We start from the raw sequence: 17,384 nt of genomic DNA, 5'->3' as shown, positions 1-17,384 counted from the left end.
TGTTATATTAAGGAGAAATGCGGTACATTTATATCAATATTACACTTAAAAATATAACTATATTGAGATGAGGGCCATGCAGAAGATCGAATTTATCATTGATCAACATTTGAAAGAAATGACGCAACACCGTACCGATACCTTATCTATAGCCTGTTATGAGACAACCATTGTTCAAAATGTTCACGGACATATTCCTCTCCACTGGCATGATGAATTGCAGTTTGTTGCCGTTCTTCAGGGTACGGCGTTGTTCCATATCAACGATCAAAAGATGATTTTGTCCAAAGGTGACGGGGTTTTTATCAACAGTGGAATAATGCATATGGCCGAAGATCACGGGGTGAGCGAGAACTGCATTTATTTATGTCTGAATTTGTCCCCACATGTTATCATGCCTTCGGATTTGTATATAAAGTACGCACATCCATATGTAACAGCAACTAATTTGCCTTTTTTGTATATCGAAAGAGCTAACGCTTGGGGAGAACAGATCTTGGATGCTGTTGCACGGATTAGAAAGGAGCTAGTGCACCAAGTTCCTTTTTACGAAGTGAATATTGCTTCGGCGGTGCTTAATATGTGGAAACTGCTGATTATGAACGGATATTCTCTTGAACATGATCCATCAGAGATGAGCAGAAACAACCGAATGAAAGATATGTTGCAATGGATTAATCTCAATTATGCCGATCCAATTAAGCTTGAAGATATTGCAAAGGCTGGACAGTTAAGTCGGTCGGAGACGTGCCGTTATTTCAAGCAAATCCTGAAAACCACACCCATGCAATATGTGATAGAGTACCGCATCCAAAGAAGCATTGAACTATTGCAACTCTCCAAGCGTAGCATCACCGAAATTGCCTATGAGGTCGGTTTTAACAGCACGAGTTATTACATTAACCAATTCCGCAAAACAATGAATTCAACCCCATTACGATTTAGAGCTGAATTGAACAAAAGAGAAAAGAACATAATTGTTGAGTAATTGTTACATGATCCGTGACTATCTACCAATATCAAAAATTTTGATATGTAAAATAATGCTTCCCACTCAGTTAAGCCTCAAATCGCTCAAAAGGAGAGTGTATAAAAGGCTGATCTCCAAATTTCTACACAACTATAGTCTAAGACGGTCCCAGAAGACAACTTCAAAGTCATTGAATTTTGAGCAAAATAACCCTAAAAAACTCATCTTTCAATTCCCTTCCTGCCTACTCCCCAGCATATTTATTTCAATCGTTTGGAAACGGGAGGACGTAGGTAGCGGAGGGATGGAATCGGTCAAAAGGAGCGAAGCGTTCGCCTTTAGCACCGGATTTCCTCCTTGAAAAGGAGAGTTCAAGAAATCCGGGGATAACAGCGACCAATGACCGATCCATCCCGCAGCGCCAACTCACCCTTCCACCTTTTTTCCAACCCGTTTGTAATAAATTTGCACATTCTTCAAATACTAACCTAAATTACGCAGTAAAGGAGTGCTATGGATGTCCCAGACACCCACTCCAATGGTCTATATTCGTCTGCGCAGCCGTATTCGCATCCAGAGGGGCAGAGCAGTCAAGCTTGGAGACATTGCACATGTACTGACCTCTTCTGAAGACCAGGAGGGCAGGCTACTGGAGCTTGAACTGCTGCGCCCTGGACCGGAGGATGGCAATCTGATCCTCATTGATATATTGCAGATTATTCCCCGAATTCGGCACATCTTGCCGGAGGTAACTGTGGAACTGATGGGATCAGGTCATACGTTGGTTGAAGTCATTGCGGGAAATGGTCAACCTTCCAAGTCCCTGTTCATTCTGGTTTGGCTGCTGCTGTTCTTTGGATCAGCCTTAACCATCATGAATTTTCATGCCGATGTGAACATGCAGGAAGTACAGATTCGAATTGTGGAGATGCTTACTGGGCATCGGGACGAACATCCCTATCTGTTCCAAGTGGCATATTCCATTGGCATTGGATTCGGAATGGCCGTATTTTTTAATCATTTGTTCAAGAAAAAGTGGAATGAGGAACCTACCCCGCTAGAAGTGGAGATGTTCCTATACCAGCAAAATGTAGATAAATATGTGGTGATTGAAGAGAGCGAACGGATGCACGAGCAGGAACGCAGGGAGATGAATGCGGATGAGCGTTCTTAATGGAGCAATCAGCATTGTATTGGGTATTGCAGGGGGAATTGCCGTAGGGAGCGGCGTAATTGCGCTCATTCTGGTGCTCGATATGATCCCAAGGTTGGCTCAACTTACGCAATCGTATGACAAGACTCACTGGTACGAAGGGGCGCTAATAGGTGGTTCACTGCTTGGGACGGTAGCAGACTTCTGGCACTGGAAAATGCATGGGGTGCTGCTGCTCAGCCCGATTGTTGGTATGTTCTGTGGCGTGTTCATCGGACTGCTGGCCGCGGCGCTCACTGAGGTACTCAATGTACTGCCCGTACTAGCCAAACGATTGGGCATGAAACCTTATTTGTTTGGATTACTGCTCGCCATGATTTTGGGCAAAATGACAGGTTCCCTGTTTGATTTTTTTATATATCAGCGGTAACTCGTGGCCATAGGAGGATGGAAGATGGATGAACGAACGGAGCACACAGGCCAGGAAAATAGTGAAGGTATAACAGAAGAGATGTTACACAAGTCTGCTTATGAGATTCAGAAGGAAGAAGAGGAGAAAGCGTACAATAAGAAAAAACAAAATGAGATGTCCGACAGCATTGAGGAATCCGTACAATATTGGCAGGAAAACGATGATATCTCCCCACGCATGAGTGAGAACAAATATACGCTGCAACAGGTACTGGGGCTTGGAGAATCGTTCGACGTTAATATGAGGGAAATGATCCTGGGGGGCAAGCACGTTGGATTGCTGATGATCACAGGCTTCGCCAAGGATGAGATTTTGCTTGAAGTATTGAAAAGACTGACCTATCTCACGCCTGATCAAGTATCTGGACATGCTCTCAAATCCTATTTTGAATGTTACATTCCCCATATTCAGGTGGAAAAAGTCGAGAAGATGAGTGCGGTCATCAACAAGGTTCTTACCGGGATGAGCGCAATGTTCGTTGAAGGGGACCGCTCGGTCTTAATTATGGATACCCGGAGTTATCCGGTACGTTCACCCGAAGAACCTTCATTGGAAAGGGTAGTCCGAGGTTCCAGAGACGGTTTTACCGAAACGCTCTTGACCAACGTGACCTTAGTGCGTCGCAGAATACGCGACCCTGGACTGAAGTTTGAGATCATGCAGGTGGGGCGGAGAACACAAACCGATGTCTGTGTGGTGTACATTGACGATATTGTGGATAAAGTGCAGGTGGATTCGGTCCGGGAAAAAATTCAGCGAGTAGATATCGACGGTATTCCTGCCGCAGACAAGCAGCTGGAGGAGGCGATTATCAACAAGGGATGGAATCCGTTCCCGCTCGTTCGATATTCCGAGCGACCAGATGTTACAGCTTCCCATTTACTGGAAGGACGAGTTGTCATTTTTGTAGACACTTCCCCGAGTGTGATGATTTTGCCTACGACCTTCTTCGACCTGTGTGAGCATGCGGAGGAAAACAGACAGACGGCATTGATGGGAACGTATTTACGATGGGTGCGTTTTGCAGGGATTCTCATCTCGCTGTTTTTGCTACCGTTATGGCTTCTCATGGTAATTGATCCTTCGATTAAACCGATGGGACTTGACTTCATTGGTCCGCAGGAAAATGTAAAGCTGCCGATTATTCTGCAATTTCTCCTGATTGAACTTGGCGTCGATTTATTACGGATGGCGGCGGTTCATACGCCTACACCTCTGGCATCGGCGATGGGCTTAATCGCGGCCATTTTAGTCGGGGATATCGCCGTGAAAACAGGATATTTTGTCAATGAGGTTGTACTGTATATGGCTATCGCAGCCATCGGAATGTTTGCCACACCGAGTTACGAGCTTGGACTTGCCAACAGGCTAGTCAGGTTGGTTCTGTTAATTGCTGTTGCGATATTCAAGGTTCCGGGATTGGTCGTGGGCAGTACATTGCTCATACTGGCACTTACCGTTCACCGGTCGTACAATTCTTCGTATCTCTGGCCTTTTATACCGTTTAATGCAAAGGCCCTGGGCAATTTTTTATTCCGGCTTCCGTTGCTGGAAAATAAAAAACGTCCATCATTTAATAAAACCCGTGACAACACCAAAATGTCCGATGATCCGGACGGGGAACTGCGAAAAAGTAAAAAACACAAATGATCTTCCGAAAAATCCATTCATCTCGCTGCCTAATTTGATATACTGGTGTAAAATCATTGGAATATCAATTGTTCCAGTATATAAAAAGTGAGGAATGCAGATTATGTATTTACATGGTACAAGTAAAATAAATGCGCAAGGACATCTGGAGATTGGCGGAGTTGATGCAACAGATCTGAAAGAACAATTTGGAACTCCCCTGTACGTTGTGGACGAGCAATTGGTTCGCGAGCGTTGCAGAGAGTACATGGAAGCATTCCGTGCTTCCGGACTGGGCTTCCAGGTTGCTTACGCAAGTAAAGCTTTCTGTGTAATGGCGATGTGTGCCCTTGCAGCAGAAGAAGGACTTTCCCTGGATGTTGTATCTGATGGTGAACTGTTTACTGCACTGCAAGCAGGATTCCCGGCTGAGCGCATTCACTTCCACGGTAACAACAAAACGCTGGAAGAGATCGAAATGGCTCTTGATGCGGAGATTGGATGTTTTGTTGTTGATAACTTCAATGAATTGCATCTGTTGCAGGCTGTAGCAGCGGACAAAAATCGTAAAGTAAACATTTTGCTTCGTGTGACGCCTGGTGTTGAGGCACATACGCATGAATATATTTCCACAGGTCAAACGGATTCGAAATTTGGATTCGATATCGGCAATGGTACAGCATTTGAAGCGATTGACTTGGCTTCCAAGCAGTCTAACCTGGTATTGCTCGGTGTGCATTCCCACATCGGTTCCCAGATCTTCGAAGTTGAAGGCTTCCAGATGGCTGTTCAACGTGTTGCTGAATTTGCAGCAAGTGTATATGAGCGTCTTAATGTTGCTTTCAAAGTGGTTAACCTGGGTGGTGGATTCGGAATCCGTTATATCGATGGAGATACGCCGCTTGAAGTTGCGCAATATGTGAAGGCTATTACAGACGCTGTTAAAAATCATTTTGCTCAAATCGGCTATGCCGTACCTGAGATCTGGGTTGAGCCAGGCCGCAGCATCGTGGGTGAAGCGGGAACAACGCTGTATACCGTTGGAACAAGCAAAGACATTCCAGGCGTGCGTAAATACGTTGCCGTGGATGGTGGTATGACCGATAACCCACGTCCTGCTTTGTATGAATCCAAGTATGAAGCTGTGCTTGCCAACCGTGCAAATGAGGCTGCTCAGGAAACGGTATCCGTTGCGGGTAAATGCTGCGAGAGTGGCGATATGTTGATCTGGGATCTGGACCTGCCAAAAGTGGAAAGTGGCGACCTGCTCGCTGTAGCTTGCACAGGCGCGTATAACTACTCCATGGCAAGCAACTACAACCGGATTCGTCGTCCGGCCGTTGTATTTGTCAAAGACGGTCAAGGAGATGTCGTGGTACGCCGTGAGACGTATCAGGATATCATCCAGAATGACCTGGTACCAGCGCGCATTGGCAAACAGCCAGTAACTCGCTGATTCGTTTAAAAGTTGAAGCAGATGAAAAGGGACCTTCCTTTTTCGTCTGCTTTTTGCGTATTTAAGCTAATTCATGAAAAAAGTTGCCGTTTTTTTTGCGATCCAGACATTTTCGGTGTACACTAAGAAAAGTGCTGTAATGCTTGGCCCAGGGTCATGCGTTTTGGTACCATTAACGATGGTCAATACGAAAGGAGTCATTTACATATGGCGAAACAAGCGAAAATTAAATTGGCAAACGGCGGAGAAGTTCTGATCGATCTGTTCGATCAAGAAGCTCCAAACACAGTAGCAAACTTTGAGAAACTGGCTAATTCCGGTTTCTACAATGGTCTTACATTCCACCGCGTTATCCCGGGCTTTGTAGCTCAAGGCGGATGCCCTAACGGTTCCGGTGCAGGTGGCCCAGGTTACACAATCAACTGTGAAATTAACCCAAACAAACATGAGCGCGGAACACTTGCTATGGCACATGCTGGCCGTAACACAGGTGGAAGCCAGTTCTACATCTGCTATCAACCGCAACCACATTTGGATGGACAACATACGGTATTTGGTAAAGTAACTAAAGGTATGGAGTTCGTGGACGCTTTAGAAGGTAAAGACAAAATGGAAACTGTTGAAGTTGTAGAAGCTTAATACCTTCACCTTAACTGGATCCAAACATGAAGTGCTTCTTTTATAGAAGCACTTTTTTTATTTTTACATACTTCAAATCGATGATTAGAAAGGATGAATAAAACCTTGGATATGGTTACTCAGCTAAGCTTGTTAAAACAAATTTATAGTGAGCGCACGTTGTGGGATGAAGAACTGCAGGCATCGCGCCATGTCGTTCCGGATAGTCTATCGGTAAAGGATCGAGAAGCGCTTGAAGCAGCCGGGCATAAACCGAATCGATTTGTACGTCCGCAACATGATGAAACGATTACTGAGCTGAAAAAAGTTGCGAATCAATGGACGATCAATGATGCAGCACAGGCCTTTGTATCCTCTTTGTGGTCAGCACCCATGATCTGGCGCTCGTTGCTTACGGGCAAGCTTATTGCGAGCAGTATGCCAAGTCATGAACATACGCCATATCCATCTTCGAACACTTGTAAGATCTGCGGATTAAGTGTAGATCAAGCAACCGACACAACGCTGCAATGGTATTGGCGGATGACCAATGGAACCCCGTTGGACGGTGATCCTTATGGATATGTGTTGGCACTTCGAGAGCTGGCTGCCGCGCAGGAGCTTCCAATACCCAATGAGTACGACCGCTGGACATTCCGTGCGGTGTTAACGGTGCTGCGCGAATTACCTCCCAAAACACGTTACAGCAAGGCAGCAGTAGCGCTCAAGAAGGAACGTCTTTTGCCTACACAGAAGGAATATGCCTACCGTGATTTGCTTGAGACGTTAGCTCTGATTGGCATACTGGATACGCCGGAGCATCCTGGAATGATTACGGAATTCACCTCTTACATGCAACGTGACGCACGCCCCAATGTGCGGGTTGAAGTGCAGGCCCCTCTGGCGTGGTGGGATTCATCTGTCGGAATTAATGAGAACAACCTGAACAAGATATTTCATGAGTTTGATCTGAATAATATATCTCTTGCGAATAAGCCTGATGAGAGTCCAGCTGTAAAGGACACAATCTTAGGGGCATTGGAGAAGAAGAGAAGTGTTCGTGGAAAAGTGCCAAAGGCATCTCCTGATGCAGGTACCGGGGAGGTACAGTCTGGCGATGTGTATGCTGTTCGGGTCCGGGAAGGTGTATGGGTGACAGTATATTGTCATGAAGTCAGAGACAAGCGCGTCATCGTTGAATATTTGGATGGTGTCTTTCCTGACATGCCGGGAAAAGCAGATTTGCATGGGACGTTTCGACCAAGAGCGAATGGACGCTGGAAATGCTCGGCTATTGCGATTGATTCCACAAGTTGGGTCAGAAGGGTGGCAAGAGAGTTCCCGCTTCCGACTTCGCCCCTGCAAGAACCTGACCGCACTCCATTCCATAATGCCAAAGAATTAAAGCATATGGCGAGCTGGTGTTTTCCTGATATGTAAAATGATACGATGGATGTGAAAATGTGCCTCCAAGCAAAAACCGTACCTCCTTGAGAGGAAGCGGTTTTTTGTTGTTTCTTAGCTTATTAAAAGTTAGTATGTGACAAAAAGGAACAAAAAACAATTGATTTTTTGGCATTAAAGTGCTAACATCCAAGTAATAACGAAAGCAATCCTTCAGGGCAGGGTGCAATTCCCTACCGGCGGTGATGCAGTAAGTGTAAGGACCTATGTGTCCAGCACTTGATGCAAAGTCCGTGACCTGTCTGCCATTGGCAGATGGCTGATCTGGTGTAATTCCAGAACCGACAGTATAGTCTGGATGGGAGAAGGAGAGGTGCAGACCTAACAGGTTTGCATTCAGCAGGAGTATTGCTGCACAGTCACGATTTGTGATGTCTTGCACTGTGCAGGGAAGATCCGGTTACGCCGGACAGTTCCATACATATGCCGCACTATAAAAGCTCTTTACCTGTAATTGATGTTCATTAAGGTATGTGTCTATTTTCACTTGCCCGAAATGAAGTTTTGGGCAAAGTGTTGGCGTGCTGTATCCATTTCACTCCTGCTGTTGACATTTGTCTCTCATCATCCCCATCGAACTGATTGTTCGACGGGGATTTTTTAATAAACAAGACTTTAAACCGCGGGGTGAACGGATTTGGAAATGATCAATGATGAATTTTATATGGCACTGGCATTGGATATGGCGGAACGAGCACAGGGACAGACGGGGATCAATCCGGTCGTTGGATGTGTAGTTGTGAAAGAAGGTCGTATTGTAGGCCTGGGGAGCCATCTGAAACGTGGAACCGGTCATGCAGAGGTGCATGCACTTAACATGGCAGGCAGTGATGCAGAAGGAAGTACGGTATACGTTACACTTGAGCCTTGTAGTCATTATGGCAAGACGCCACCTTGTAGTGAACGCCTGATTCATGAAAAGGTGAAACGTGTTGTGGTATGTTGTGAAGATCCAAATCCGCAAGTATCCGGCAGAGGCATAAGCATGCTTCGTCAACAAGGTATTGAAGTTGAAGTTGGCGTACTGCGTGAGCGTGGAAGACGCATGAATGAAAAATTCATTAAATTTATTACAACGGGTCTACCTTTTGTGACGTTGAAGACAGCTACAACTTTGGATGGGAAAATTGCTACTCGCAGCGGAGACAGCAAGTGGATCTCCAACGAGCCTGCTCGTGAGATTGTGCATGCCCTTCGTCATCGTCACCAGGGAATCATGGTTGGCGTGGACACAGTGATTGCCGATAATCCGGAACTTACAACCCGGTTGCAAGTCGAAGGCATTAGTCCGGTGCGCATTGTGGTGGATTCCAAGTTACGTCTTCCCGTAGGTGCCAAAATGGTTAAGGATGGTCTTGCTCCGACATGGGTGCTGACAACAGACGAAGCCAGTCCTGAAGCTGCTGAACGTTTGGAAGCCTACGGCGTCGAAATTATACGCTGTGGTCCTGGACCACGTGTGGATCTGTTAAACGGACTTAGCAAGTTGGGTGAGCGTGACATTGGTTCAATTTTGCTTGAAGGTGGAGGTACCTTGAATGGAGCCATGCTGGAGGCAAGGTTGGTCGATCGACTGCTGATGTTTATCGCTCCGAAGATTGTAGGCGGTTATGATACACCTGGAAGCTTCCGCTTCGAAGGTGTGGAACGTATGAATCAGGCGATTCAATTGAATCAATTGGAGATCGAACAAGTTGGAGATAATATCAGCATTGGTGGTATTCCGGTGTGGCCTGAATAAATAAATGAATTTAAAAGAAGCCAGTTAGGTTCTTTATAACTTGAAAAAGGGAGGCGGCAGCATGTTTACCGGTTTGGTGGAAGAAGTCGGTCAGATCCGGCGTATTGGTCGGAAAGGCGAAGCGATGGTCCTGAATATCGGAGCTTCCGCCATCATGGACGATCTGAAGATTGGTGATAGTGTAGCAGTGAACGGCGTGTGCTTAACTGCGACAACACTCGAAGGTGGAGGTTTTACCGCCGATGTAATGCCTGAAACCTATCGCCATACCAATCTCAGTCAGCTGCAATCTGGCAGTAAAGTTAATCTGGAGCGGGCCATGCAATCAGGCGGTCGTTTTGGCGGACATATCGTACAGGGTCATGTAGATGGTACTGGAGTGATTGGCAGTATAACACGTGATCAGAATGCAATTGTGTTTGAGATCAAGCCTGATGATCACCAGTTGTTCAAATATCTGATCCCCAAAGGATCGGTTACACTGGATGGCATTAGTTTGACCGTTGTCCATACGTCGGATACGGCATTCACGGTTTCCATTATCCCGCATACCATTGGTGAAACTGTACTAAATGTGAAAAAGACAGGGGATACCATTAATATCGAATGCGATATTTTGGGCAAATATGTGGATCATCTGCTCCAGTATGGGAGAGGACATCGGGAGACGGGTGCTGGCAAGCCGCGCAGTATCAGTGAAGATTTTCTCGCCAATCACGGATTTGCATAAATAGAGAACAGAAATTAACTGGAGGTGGAGCAATGTCAGAACAATCCATTCTGGACACAATAGAAGAAGCCATATATGATCTCATGCGGGGTAAACCCGTCATTGTTGTGGATGATGAAGATCGGGAGAATGAAGGCGATTTTATCGCTTTGGCCGAAAAGGCCACACCTGAAGTCATTAATTTCATGATTACTGAAGGTAGAGGTCTGGTCTGTGTTCCGATTACACAACAACGTGCGGACGAACTTAACCTGAAACCGATGGTTCAACAAAATACGGATTTCCATGGAACAGCCTTCACCGTCTCTGTGGATCACAAAGATACGACAACAGGTATCTCGGCACATGAACGCTCTATTACCGTGAAAGGTCTGATCGATCCTGAGGCGAAAGCCGGGGACTTCCGTAAGCCTGGTCACATGTTCCCGTTGATTGCAAAAGACGGCGGTGTACTTCGGCGTGCCGGACATACGGAAGCTGCAGTAGATCTCGCTATCATGTGTGGTTCCTACCCTGCTGGCGTTATCTGTGAAGTGATTAAGGAAGATGGCACGATGGCCAGACTTCCGGATCTGCAGGAGATTGCCCGTAAACATGATCTGAAGCTGATCAGTATTCAGGACATGATTCGTTATCGTAACGAAAAAGAGCAGCTGGTTCAACGTGAAGTGGCTGTACGCATGCCAACGGACTTTGGTGAGTTTCAAGCGGTGGCTTATACAAATGCTGTGGACAATAAGGAACATGTGGCTTTGGTCAAAGGAGAAATTGATGGTTCGAAACCTGTGCTTGTACGTGTGCACTCTGAATGTTTGACAGGTGATGTATTCCATTCGCATCGTTGTGACTGTGGTCCGCAGTTTGATGCTGCACTCAAACAGATTCACGAGGAAGGCAATGGCGTACTGTTATATATGAGACAGGAAGGTCGGGGTATTGGCCTGATCAACAAGCTCAAAGCCTATAAGCTGCAAGAGGAAGGTATGGATACTGTTGATGCAAATCTAAGTTTGGGTTTTGCTGCCGACTTGCGTGATTACGGAATTGGCGCTCAAATTCTGAAAGACCTTGGAGTTCGTCAGATCAGACTGTTAACTAACAACCCTCGTAAAATTAAAGGCCTTGAAGGATATGGACTTGAAGTTGTAGAGCGTGTCGCGATCCAGATGGAGGAGAACGAGGACAATACGGTGTATCTTCATACCAAGCAAGCTAAGCTGGGACATATGCTCAAGTTTGATGATATCGAGCAGAACGAAGAGTAAATATATTTTAGATGAATAACGTTCACCATGTAATTTATGGAAGAGATTAATTAGGGATTTCCGTTACTTACATTACATTATACCGTTAGGGAGATGACATAAATGGCACAATTTTTTGAAGGACATTTAGTATCAGAAGGATTAAGATATGGAGTTGTTGTTGGACGTTTCAACGAATTCATCACGAGCAAATTGCTTAGTGCAGCGCTCGATGCATTCAAACGTCACGGCGTGAAGGATGAGGAAGTGGATGTAGCCTGGGTTCCAGGTGCGTTCGAAATCCCTTTAATAGCGCAGAAAATGGCGGAGAGCGGCAAGTATGATGCAGTAATTACCTTGGGAACTGTCATTCGTGGGTCCACTACGCATTACGATTATGTGTGCAACGAGATGGCTAAAGGGGTAGCGGCAATTAACCTGAAAACTGGCGTGCCTACAATCTTTGGACTGGTTACAACAGAAAATATTGAACAAGCGATTGAACGTGCCGGAACCAAGGCGGGTAACAAAGGTTGGGATGCGGCTACGGCGGCAATTGAGATGGCAAACTTGACGAAACAGCTAAAATAGTGCTTATTTAATAGTAGTGCCCTGCTTTGCGCAGACGAACACGGGAAACCGGATTCGGACGGCTTAGCAGGGTTTTGTATTTTTCTGGCGGGAGGATTCGTCTAGTGACGGTAGTTACATACAAACTGGAGACTTTTGAAGGGCCTTTGGATCTGCTGCTTCATTTGATTGATAAGGCTGAAATTCATATCCAGGATATTCCCATCAGCGATATTACCGATCAATACATGGCGTACCTGCATTCGATGCAGGAACTGGAACTGGATATTACGAGTGAATTTCTGGTCATGGCAGCAACATTGCTGTCGATCAAGAGCAAACTTTTACTGCCCAAACCACCGGTCATTGAGGATTTCGAGGATTATGATTATATGGAAGAAGAAGATTATGATCCACGTGCAGAGCTGATTGCACGTCTGATAGAATATCGCAAGTACAAGGGAATTGCGCGTCATCTTCATGAACGGGAGTGGGAACGCAGCCTTATATTTTCCAAAGAGCCCGAGGATCTGCGCCCCTATATGCCCGTAGAAGCCCAATCGAACCCGGTTGAGGGTTTACACACCTCTGACCTGATTGCAGCATTCCAGAAGGCGCTACGCAAGGCTGAGAAGCGTACAACCGTAACCCGAATCAAACGGGATGAGATTTCGGTTAAGGACCGGATACGGGATGTCATCGGCGCTTTGGAAAGTATGGGGCCGGGAGGCAGACTGTTATTCTCCAAGTTGATGGATGAGCATATCTATCGCCATGAGATTGTTGTCACTTTTCTGGCGGTGCTGGAACTGATGAAGATGAAGCAGATTGTCTGTTATCAGGAACGGATGTTTGAGGATATCGTTATGGAGTGGAGAGGGGAAACAAAGAATCATGGATTTTCCGAAATTGAAATCGATTATTGAAGGCCTGCTGTTTTTGTCCGGAGAAGAAGGTCTGAGTATCAAACAAATCGCCGAGATCGTCGACCAGCGAGTGGAGCTTGTAACGGACGCGATTGAGGAGATGATTCATGAATTTTCACAGCAGGGACGAGGTGTACAGATTCTCAAGATCGCGGGTGTAGTTCAGTTGGGCACCTTGCCTGAGCATGCTGTATATTTTGAGAAACTGGCGTACTCTCCGGCACGAACGTCCTTATCCCAAGCGGCTCTGGAGACGCTGGCTATTGTGGCGTACCGGCAGCCCATTACACGGGTAGAGATAGAGGAAATTCGCGGTGTAAAATCGGAGCGGGCCATTCATACGCTTGTGAATAAGGATTTGATTATTGAAGTGGGACGAGCCGAGGCGATCGGACGACCAATTCTGTACGGAACGACCAAGTCATTCCTGGATTATTTCGGATTGGCTTCAATTAAAGACCTACCGGAACCAGGTTTGTTCGAAGATTCGGAGAACCTGGAGGAAGAGACACAACTGTTATTCAACAAACTGGATTTGCAACAACTGGAACCGGAAAGTGCTGATCTGGCGGATGATCTAAGTCATATCGACAGCGAAGATGATAGTACGGATTCTTCACTCTAATTTGCAAGCTCATACTAACCGACACCCATCAGTGGAGTCGGTTTTTTTGCGCATTATTTTTAGATAAATTGAACTAAAGATTTTACACATAACGGAGAGGACAGAAATAATCTGAAGAAACGGAGTGTTCGCCTTTATCCCCTGATTTACCCTTTAGAGAAGGGAATCAAAAAAATCTGGGGATAACAGCGATCGGAAGGTTATTCTGTCATCGGAGTGACCAGTGTAACTAATCTTTAGTCCAATTTGTGTAAATAAAAGGTTACGGACCGGTTCCAAACAAATATGAAATGGGATTTTTAGGTCAGGCGTGAATTTTTTCCTATTCAAAGTGCCATACTAGACGAGAAAAAGAATTGAGGGCTTGGAGGTAAGGCCTGTGTGGATTTGGCTTGGAGGAATCGGTTTGTTGTTCGCATTGCTGATTGCCGCAGTCCTCATCTCAAATGTTCATGTACATTTTACATTCAGTAAACATAAAAGTGATGATTACGCCAATATTAATGTTCGTCTTCTCTATGGGATTGTGCGGATTAACTATGAGATCCCGAGTATCGTTTTTCGCAATATGAAGGAAGGTTTCTTGGTCAAAACCGAACAATCCATGAATCATTCGAGAGGCGAGGCCCAGGGAAGTGAGCGGGTCAACAAACGCAAAGTCAAGAAGTGGGCTAAAGATGTGAAAATCATGCTTAGGGCAACGGACGCGCTCAAGCTGTGGCTGAAGCAAACACTCACACGCGTACATATGACCCAACTGTCCTGGGCTACCCACATCGGCGTTGGTGATGCAGCATATACAGCGGTGCTGACGGGCTGGGTGTGGAGTATCAAGTCCATTATTATTGGTTTTCTCACCTATCAGATCCGCTTTGATGAAACACCCGTGCTTCAGGTTATGCCGGTATGGTCCGATGAAATGGAATTTAGAACGGAGCTCGATTTCAGAGCGAAAATTCGGATTACAGCCGTTCTGTTCGCTGGAGTTACACTACTCACCCGTGTGCTTAAAGTCGAAGGCGGATGGCGGATGTGGTTCAAACTTCTTCAGGAACAGCGCCGCAGGCATAAGGAGAAGCAAAAGAAGAAACTTAGTGGGACAAAGCTGTAAAAACCCATTATAACCGATCTGTTTTGGAAATATGAGGTTGGGGTTCGGTGAGTGTTCTTAAAATGCTTATTTACATAAGTCCCTTCAAGTTGGGGGATGATATGGTTAGATCAAACCTAGCTTACATTGAAACTGGAGGGAATTTAAATGTCAGATCATCCAATTCAAGGCTTAATGGAAACCGCAATGGAGAATATCAAGGCCATGGTGGATGTCAATACAATTGTTGGTGATGCAGTTGAGACACCAGATGGTACCGTGATTCTGCCAATCAGTAAGGTGGGATTCGGATTTGCTGCCGGTGGTAGTGATTTTCACGTTAATGGAGAAAGTAGTGGCAAAAGTGGTGCTACGGGTACCTCTGCTGAACATGCGAGTTCAGCTAAAGTTGCTTCTCCGTTTGGTGGCGGTAGTGGCGGCGGTGTATCGATACGTCCTATTGCGTTCCTGGTGGTAGGTAAACAAGGGGTACACATTGTACCACTCGATAACTCCACACATCTGTTTGAGAAACTCATTGACTCTACCCCTTATGTTCTGGACCGAATTCAAGGCATGTTCCAACGTAATACAACACCAACGAATACAACAGGTGTACCGGTTACACCAGATCCATCAACGTATAGCTGAATCATTTTGTCATGATCCCTCCCGCATCCAAGCGTGAGGGATTTTTGCTGTTTGTATAGCGAAGGGTGAGTGTTTTTTCGGAGGTTTGTGTATTGCATGAGACTTATGTCTGTGATCCGCCTAACCTAGACATGAAATAGGTTATTGAAGGGGGAACGTTAATGCACAGAGACACCGTTTTTATGGTTTTGTTTGGCTGGCTGCTATCGGCAGTCGTGTATTTGGTAGGAGGAATTGATCACCTTTTTATTGCGGTAACCATCTTTGTGGGGCTGGATTACATCACAGGGGTGCTGTCTGCATGGTATAGGAAGGAGTTATCCAGCAGGGTTGGATGGTGGGGGCTTGCTCGTAAGTCATTGACATTTGTTTTTGTCATTATTGCACATCAACTGGATATGGTTGCAGGCAATTCCAATGATTTTATGCGAGATGCAATGTTAATGTTCATCATTGGTACCGAAGGAATCAGTATATTGGAGAACCTGGGTAAACTGGGCCTGCCTGTACCGAAGTTTATCACTTCAGCACTCTTTAAGCTTCGAGGGAATGAAGATCAAGTTGAAGATAAGGAGAAGATGTCATGATACAGATCACTAAGGATTACATACCTGTGAATAAATACAGCCGAGCCGGACTGAAATTAAAAGCGAAACGTGGAATTGTGATGCATTATACGGCTTCTCCCGGAGCGCCCGCGAAGAACATTAGCAAATACTTTGCAAGTCTGGCACAGCAGGATTCCAATAAAGCAGTGAAAGGTCGTTATGCAAGCGCACACTTCTCGGTAGATCGAACTTCGATATATAACAGTCTACCGGATGATGAACTGGCCTACCACTGCGGGAGTGCAACATACACGAAGGAAGCGCTAGCCAAGCTTGGGACATATCCGAACAATAGTACAGTGGGCATTGAGATGTGCATTGAAAAGGATGGCAGTATCCATGAAGATACATTTAATAACGTTGTAGACCTCGCGGTATACCTAATCAGGGAACGGGGCTTTCCACCCGTCTTCTTCACACATAAAGAAGTTGTTGGATGGAAGGAATGCCCACTGCCATGGATTAAACAACCAGGTGAATATGAAAGATTTAAGCAAGCAGTACATATAAAATTAAACCCACTGCAACAAATAGCAGTAACGGAGGATGATGATATGAATACGGTTCTGGATTATGCACAATGGGCCTGGAATGAACTTGATCAGTACATTGGCGATGCCTACAACGACAAGGTGATTGAAGATTGGGCATGGGTAGAGAAGGTACGCAAGAAGAAGTTAACCTATGGAGAGTTGCTGTTACTGAAGGTTTTAATTGATGAGCGCAGACGTAAAAAGTCCTGACCCAAAGTACATCTCAGATAGGGGTTATGCCTGTCTGCTGGTTAACCAGGAGCTAAAGTGTGCCGGATCTTTCAAAAAATAAAAATGTTGTATAATCACGATATGATCAGGATACTCAAGTTCATATTGGGTCTGAATCGAGAATTCATCGACGACTCCAATAACAGCGAGTTGATTTGTTTCGATCACATGTGTTGGTGTGGGTGAGCTCATACAAACATCCTTTCGTTTATTAAGTCAGAGTCAACAGGGGCGATGGAGATGTCCATGGTCCCTAGATGACCTATACGAGGCAGGATGGGGAAGGTTAAGCTGATCCGGTTCAAAACGGGTTCAAAATTCATAAATATAAAAAAGCAGAACCCCAGGTCGAATGTGATGTGGGGTTCTGCTTATGTAACTACTCTTTTGAGAACGTGTCCAGGGCCTCATCTGTAAGATGGAGTTCTGCGAAAGCCCTGCATATTTTTTGGAAAGATCTAATCGTATTTGTCTCGTACAACATCTCAATGGGATCAAAGCCTAACATGACAAGCGAATCCACAAGTTCTGTCTGATCTACTTCTGTATGGTGGAGCGCTTCAAGCATGGTTTCAATAACTGCTAAAAATAAAATGGCTTTATTCACTGTCTCGATTGGTGTCCCCTCCTTCGTAATACTACTAGAATAAGCGGAGGAGGACAGAAAATAACG

General features: G+C 45.5%; 19 protein-coding genes and 1 riboswitch. Of the genes, 17 read left to right on the top strand and 2 right to left on the bottom strand.

Translation table 11 applies throughout. The annotated features are described in order from the left end of the window. Positions 1-76 precede the first annotated feature (76 nt). The 17 genes from AC6CIF_RS04800 to AC6CIF_RS04720 all read left to right on the top strand — a co-directional run bounded on the left by AC6CIF_RS04800 (position 77) and on the right by AC6CIF_RS04720 (position 16,690). Positions 77-988 (top strand): helix-turn-helix transcriptional regulator, encoded by a 912-nt coding sequence (locus AC6CIF_RS04800; protein ID WP_498198281.1) that lies wholly within the window; start codon positions 77-79, stop codon positions 986-988. Positions 989-1,487: 499 nt separating this feature from the next. Further along, positions 1,488-2,144, top strand: coding sequence for a stage V sporulation protein AA (locus AC6CIF_RS04795; RefSeq protein ID WP_076215849.1), 657 nt, complete (start codon positions 1,488-1,490; stop codon positions 2,142-2,144). Then, positions 2,125-2,553, top strand: a complete 429-nt coding sequence (locus AC6CIF_RS04790) for a stage V sporulation protein AB (RefSeq protein WP_076215852.1) — start codon at positions 2,125-2,127, stop codon at positions 2,551-2,553. The genes AC6CIF_RS04795 and AC6CIF_RS04790 overlap by 20 nt, the downstream gene beginning before the upstream one ends. A gap of 24 nt (positions 2,554-2,577) precedes the next feature. Further along, complete coding sequence (locus AC6CIF_RS04785) at positions 2,578-4,245, top strand: spore germination protein (protein ID WP_498198279.1); 1,668 nt, start codon at positions 2,578-2,580, stop codon at positions 4,243-4,245. 103 nt (positions 4,246-4,348) lie between these two features. Beyond that, a complete protein-coding gene (gene lysA, locus AC6CIF_RS04780; RefSeq protein ID WP_017687645.1) occupies positions 4,349-5,680 on the top strand; it encodes a diaminopimelate decarboxylase in 1,332 nt (443 codons plus the stop codon). Between the two features lie 207 nt (positions 5,681-5,887). Continuing rightward, positions 5,888-6,319 (top strand): peptidylprolyl isomerase, encoded by a 432-nt coding sequence (locus AC6CIF_RS04775; protein ID WP_017687646.1) that lies wholly within the window; start codon positions 5,888-5,890, stop codon positions 6,317-6,319. 111 nt (positions 6,320-6,430) lie between these two features. Then, positions 6,431-7,738 carry a hypothetical protein gene (locus AC6CIF_RS04770; protein ID WP_498198709.1) on the top strand — a complete coding sequence of 436 codons (1,308 nt, stop codon included), beginning with the start codon at positions 6,431-6,433 and terminating at the stop codon, positions 7,736-7,738. Positions 7,739-7,907: 169 nt separating this feature from the next. After that, positions 7,908-8,076, top strand: a riboswitch (FMN riboswitch). Between the two features lie 323 nt (positions 8,077-8,399). Continuing rightward, positions 8,400-9,503 (top strand): bifunctional diaminohydroxyphosphoribosylaminopyrimidine deaminase/5-amino-6-(5-phosphoribosylamino)uracil reductase RibD, encoded by a 1,104-nt coding sequence (ribD, locus tag AC6CIF_RS04765; protein ID WP_036607842.1) that lies wholly within the window; start codon positions 8,400-8,402, stop codon positions 9,501-9,503. A 61-nt stretch (positions 9,504-9,564) separates the two neighbouring features. Continuing rightward, entirely contained in the window at positions 9,565-10,233 is a 669-nt protein-coding gene (gene ribE, locus AC6CIF_RS04760; RefSeq protein ID WP_150364570.1) for a riboflavin synthase, read from the top strand. A 32-nt stretch (positions 10,234-10,265) separates the two neighbouring features. After that, complete coding sequence (locus tag AC6CIF_RS04755) at positions 10,266-11,498, top strand: bifunctional 3,4-dihydroxy-2-butanone-4-phosphate synthase/GTP cyclohydrolase II (protein WP_076215865.1); 1,233 nt, start codon at positions 10,266-10,268, stop codon at positions 11,496-11,498. 102 nt (positions 11,499-11,600) lie between these two features. After that, on the top strand, positions 11,601-12,068 hold the full coding sequence (gene ribH / locus AC6CIF_RS04750) for a 6,7-dimethyl-8-ribityllumazine synthase (protein WP_076215868.1): 468 nt from the start codon (positions 11,601-11,603) through the stop codon (positions 12,066-12,068). 104 nt (positions 12,069-12,172) lie between these two features. Continuing rightward, a complete protein-coding gene (locus AC6CIF_RS04745; protein WP_036672308.1) occupies positions 12,173-12,973 on the top strand; it encodes a segregation and condensation protein A in 801 nt (266 codons plus the stop codon). Beyond that, the gene (scpB, locus tag AC6CIF_RS04740) at positions 12,942-13,598 is read left to right on the top strand and encodes an SMC-Scp complex subunit ScpB (RefSeq protein WP_498198274.1); all 657 of its coding nucleotides are present in this window, start codon (positions 12,942-12,944) and stop codon (positions 13,596-13,598) included. Before AC6CIF_RS04745 ends, scpB begins: the two co-directional genes overlap by 32 nt. Positions 13,599-13,977: 379 nt before the next feature. Continuing rightward, positions 13,978-14,709 (top strand): DUF2953 domain-containing protein, encoded by a 732-nt coding sequence (locus AC6CIF_RS04735; protein WP_498198273.1) that lies wholly within the window; start codon positions 13,978-13,980, stop codon positions 14,707-14,709. Positions 14,710-14,856: 147 nt separating this feature from the next. Then, positions 14,857-15,339, top strand: coding sequence for a GerW family sporulation protein (gene ytfJ, locus AC6CIF_RS04730; RefSeq protein ID WP_036607830.1), 483 nt, complete (start codon positions 14,857-14,859; stop codon positions 15,337-15,339). Between the two features lie 161 nt (positions 15,340-15,500). Beyond that, positions 15,501-15,926 carry a phage holin family protein gene (locus AC6CIF_RS04725; protein WP_169482043.1) on the top strand — a complete coding sequence of 142 codons (426 nt, stop codon included), beginning with the start codon at positions 15,501-15,503 and terminating at the stop codon, positions 15,924-15,926. Beyond that, the gene (locus AC6CIF_RS04720) at positions 15,923-16,690 is read left to right on the top strand and encodes a peptidoglycan recognition protein family protein (protein ID WP_498198272.1); all 768 of its coding nucleotides are present in this window, start codon (positions 15,923-15,925) and stop codon (positions 16,688-16,690) included. The genes AC6CIF_RS04725 and AC6CIF_RS04720 overlap by 4 nt, the downstream gene beginning before the upstream one ends. A gap of 24 nt (positions 16,691-16,714) precedes the next feature. Here the strand turns inward: AC6CIF_RS04720 and AC6CIF_RS04715 are convergent, their stop codons facing one another. Together AC6CIF_RS04715 and AC6CIF_RS04710 are read right to left on the bottom strand one after the other, a co-directional pair. Beyond that, positions 16,715-16,903 carry a hypothetical protein gene (locus tag AC6CIF_RS04715; RefSeq protein WP_498198270.1) on the bottom strand — a complete coding sequence of 63 codons (189 nt, stop codon included), beginning with the start codon at positions 16,901-16,903 and terminating at the stop codon, positions 16,715-16,717. A 187-nt stretch (positions 16,904-17,090) separates the two neighbouring features. Then, positions 17,091-17,318 (bottom strand): hypothetical protein, encoded by a 228-nt coding sequence (locus AC6CIF_RS04710; RefSeq protein ID WP_036607823.1) that lies wholly within the window; start codon positions 17,316-17,318, stop codon positions 17,091-17,093. Between the last annotated feature and the right edge of the window lie 66 nt (positions 17,319-17,384).

It is taken from the genome of Paenibacillus sp. GQ49, assembly GCF_059759055.1.
Note: the sequence above shows the minus strand (reverse complement) of the source record. Positions and strands in the feature narration are given on the sequence as shown.

Bases quoted from the DNA above. Each gene is read 5' to 3' on its own strand.
- AC6CIF_RS04715 (WP_498198270.1), bottom strand. From the start codon at position 16,903: ATGAGCTCACCCACACCAACACATGTGATCGAAACAAATCAACTCGCT.
- scpB (WP_498198274.1), top strand. From the start codon at position 12,942: ATGGATTTTCCGAAATTGAAATCGATTATTGAAGGCCTGCTGTTTTTG.
- AC6CIF_RS04755 (WP_076215865.1), top strand. From the start codon at position 10,266: ATGTCAGAACAATCCATTCTGGACACAATAGAAGAAGCCATATATGAT.
- lysA (WP_017687645.1), top strand. From the start codon at position 4,349: ATGTATTTACATGGTACAAGTAAAATAAATGCGCAAGGACATCTGGAG.
- AC6CIF_RS04790 (WP_076215852.1), top strand. From the start codon at position 2,125: ATGCGGATGAGCGTTCTTAATGGAGCAATCAGCATTGTATTGGGTATT.
- ytfJ (WP_036607830.1), top strand. From the start codon at position 14,857: ATGTCAGATCATCCAATTCAAGGCTTAATGGAAACCGCAATGGAGAAT.
- ribE (WP_150364570.1), top strand. From the start codon at position 9,565: ATGTTTACCGGTTTGGTGGAAGAAGTCGGTCAGATCCGGCGTATTGGT.
- AC6CIF_RS04775 (WP_017687646.1), top strand. From the start codon at position 5,888: ATGGCGAAACAAGCGAAAATTAAATTGGCAAACGGCGGAGAAGTTCTG.
- AC6CIF_RS04720 (WP_498198272.1), top strand. From the start codon at position 15,923: ATGATACAGATCACTAAGGATTACATACCTGTGAATAAATACAGCCGA.
- AC6CIF_RS04785 (WP_498198279.1), top strand. From the start codon at position 2,578: ATGGATGAACGAACGGAGCACACAGGCCAGGAAAATAGTGAAGGTATA.
- ribH (WP_076215868.1), top strand. From the start codon at position 11,601: ATGGCACAATTTTTTGAAGGACATTTAGTATCAGAAGGATTAAGATAT.
- AC6CIF_RS04725 (WP_169482043.1), top strand. From the start codon at position 15,501: ATGCACAGAGACACCGTTTTTATGGTTTTGTTTGGCTGGCTGCTATCG.
- AC6CIF_RS04800 (WP_498198281.1), top strand. From the start codon at position 77: ATGCAGAAGATCGAATTTATCATTGATCAACATTTGAAAGAAATGACG.
- AC6CIF_RS04795 (WP_076215849.1), top strand. From the start codon at position 1,488: ATGTCCCAGACACCCACTCCAATGGTCTATATTCGTCTGCGCAGCCGT.
- AC6CIF_RS04770 (WP_498198709.1), top strand. From the start codon at position 6,431: ATGGTTACTCAGCTAAGCTTGTTAAAACAAATTTATAGTGAGCGCACG.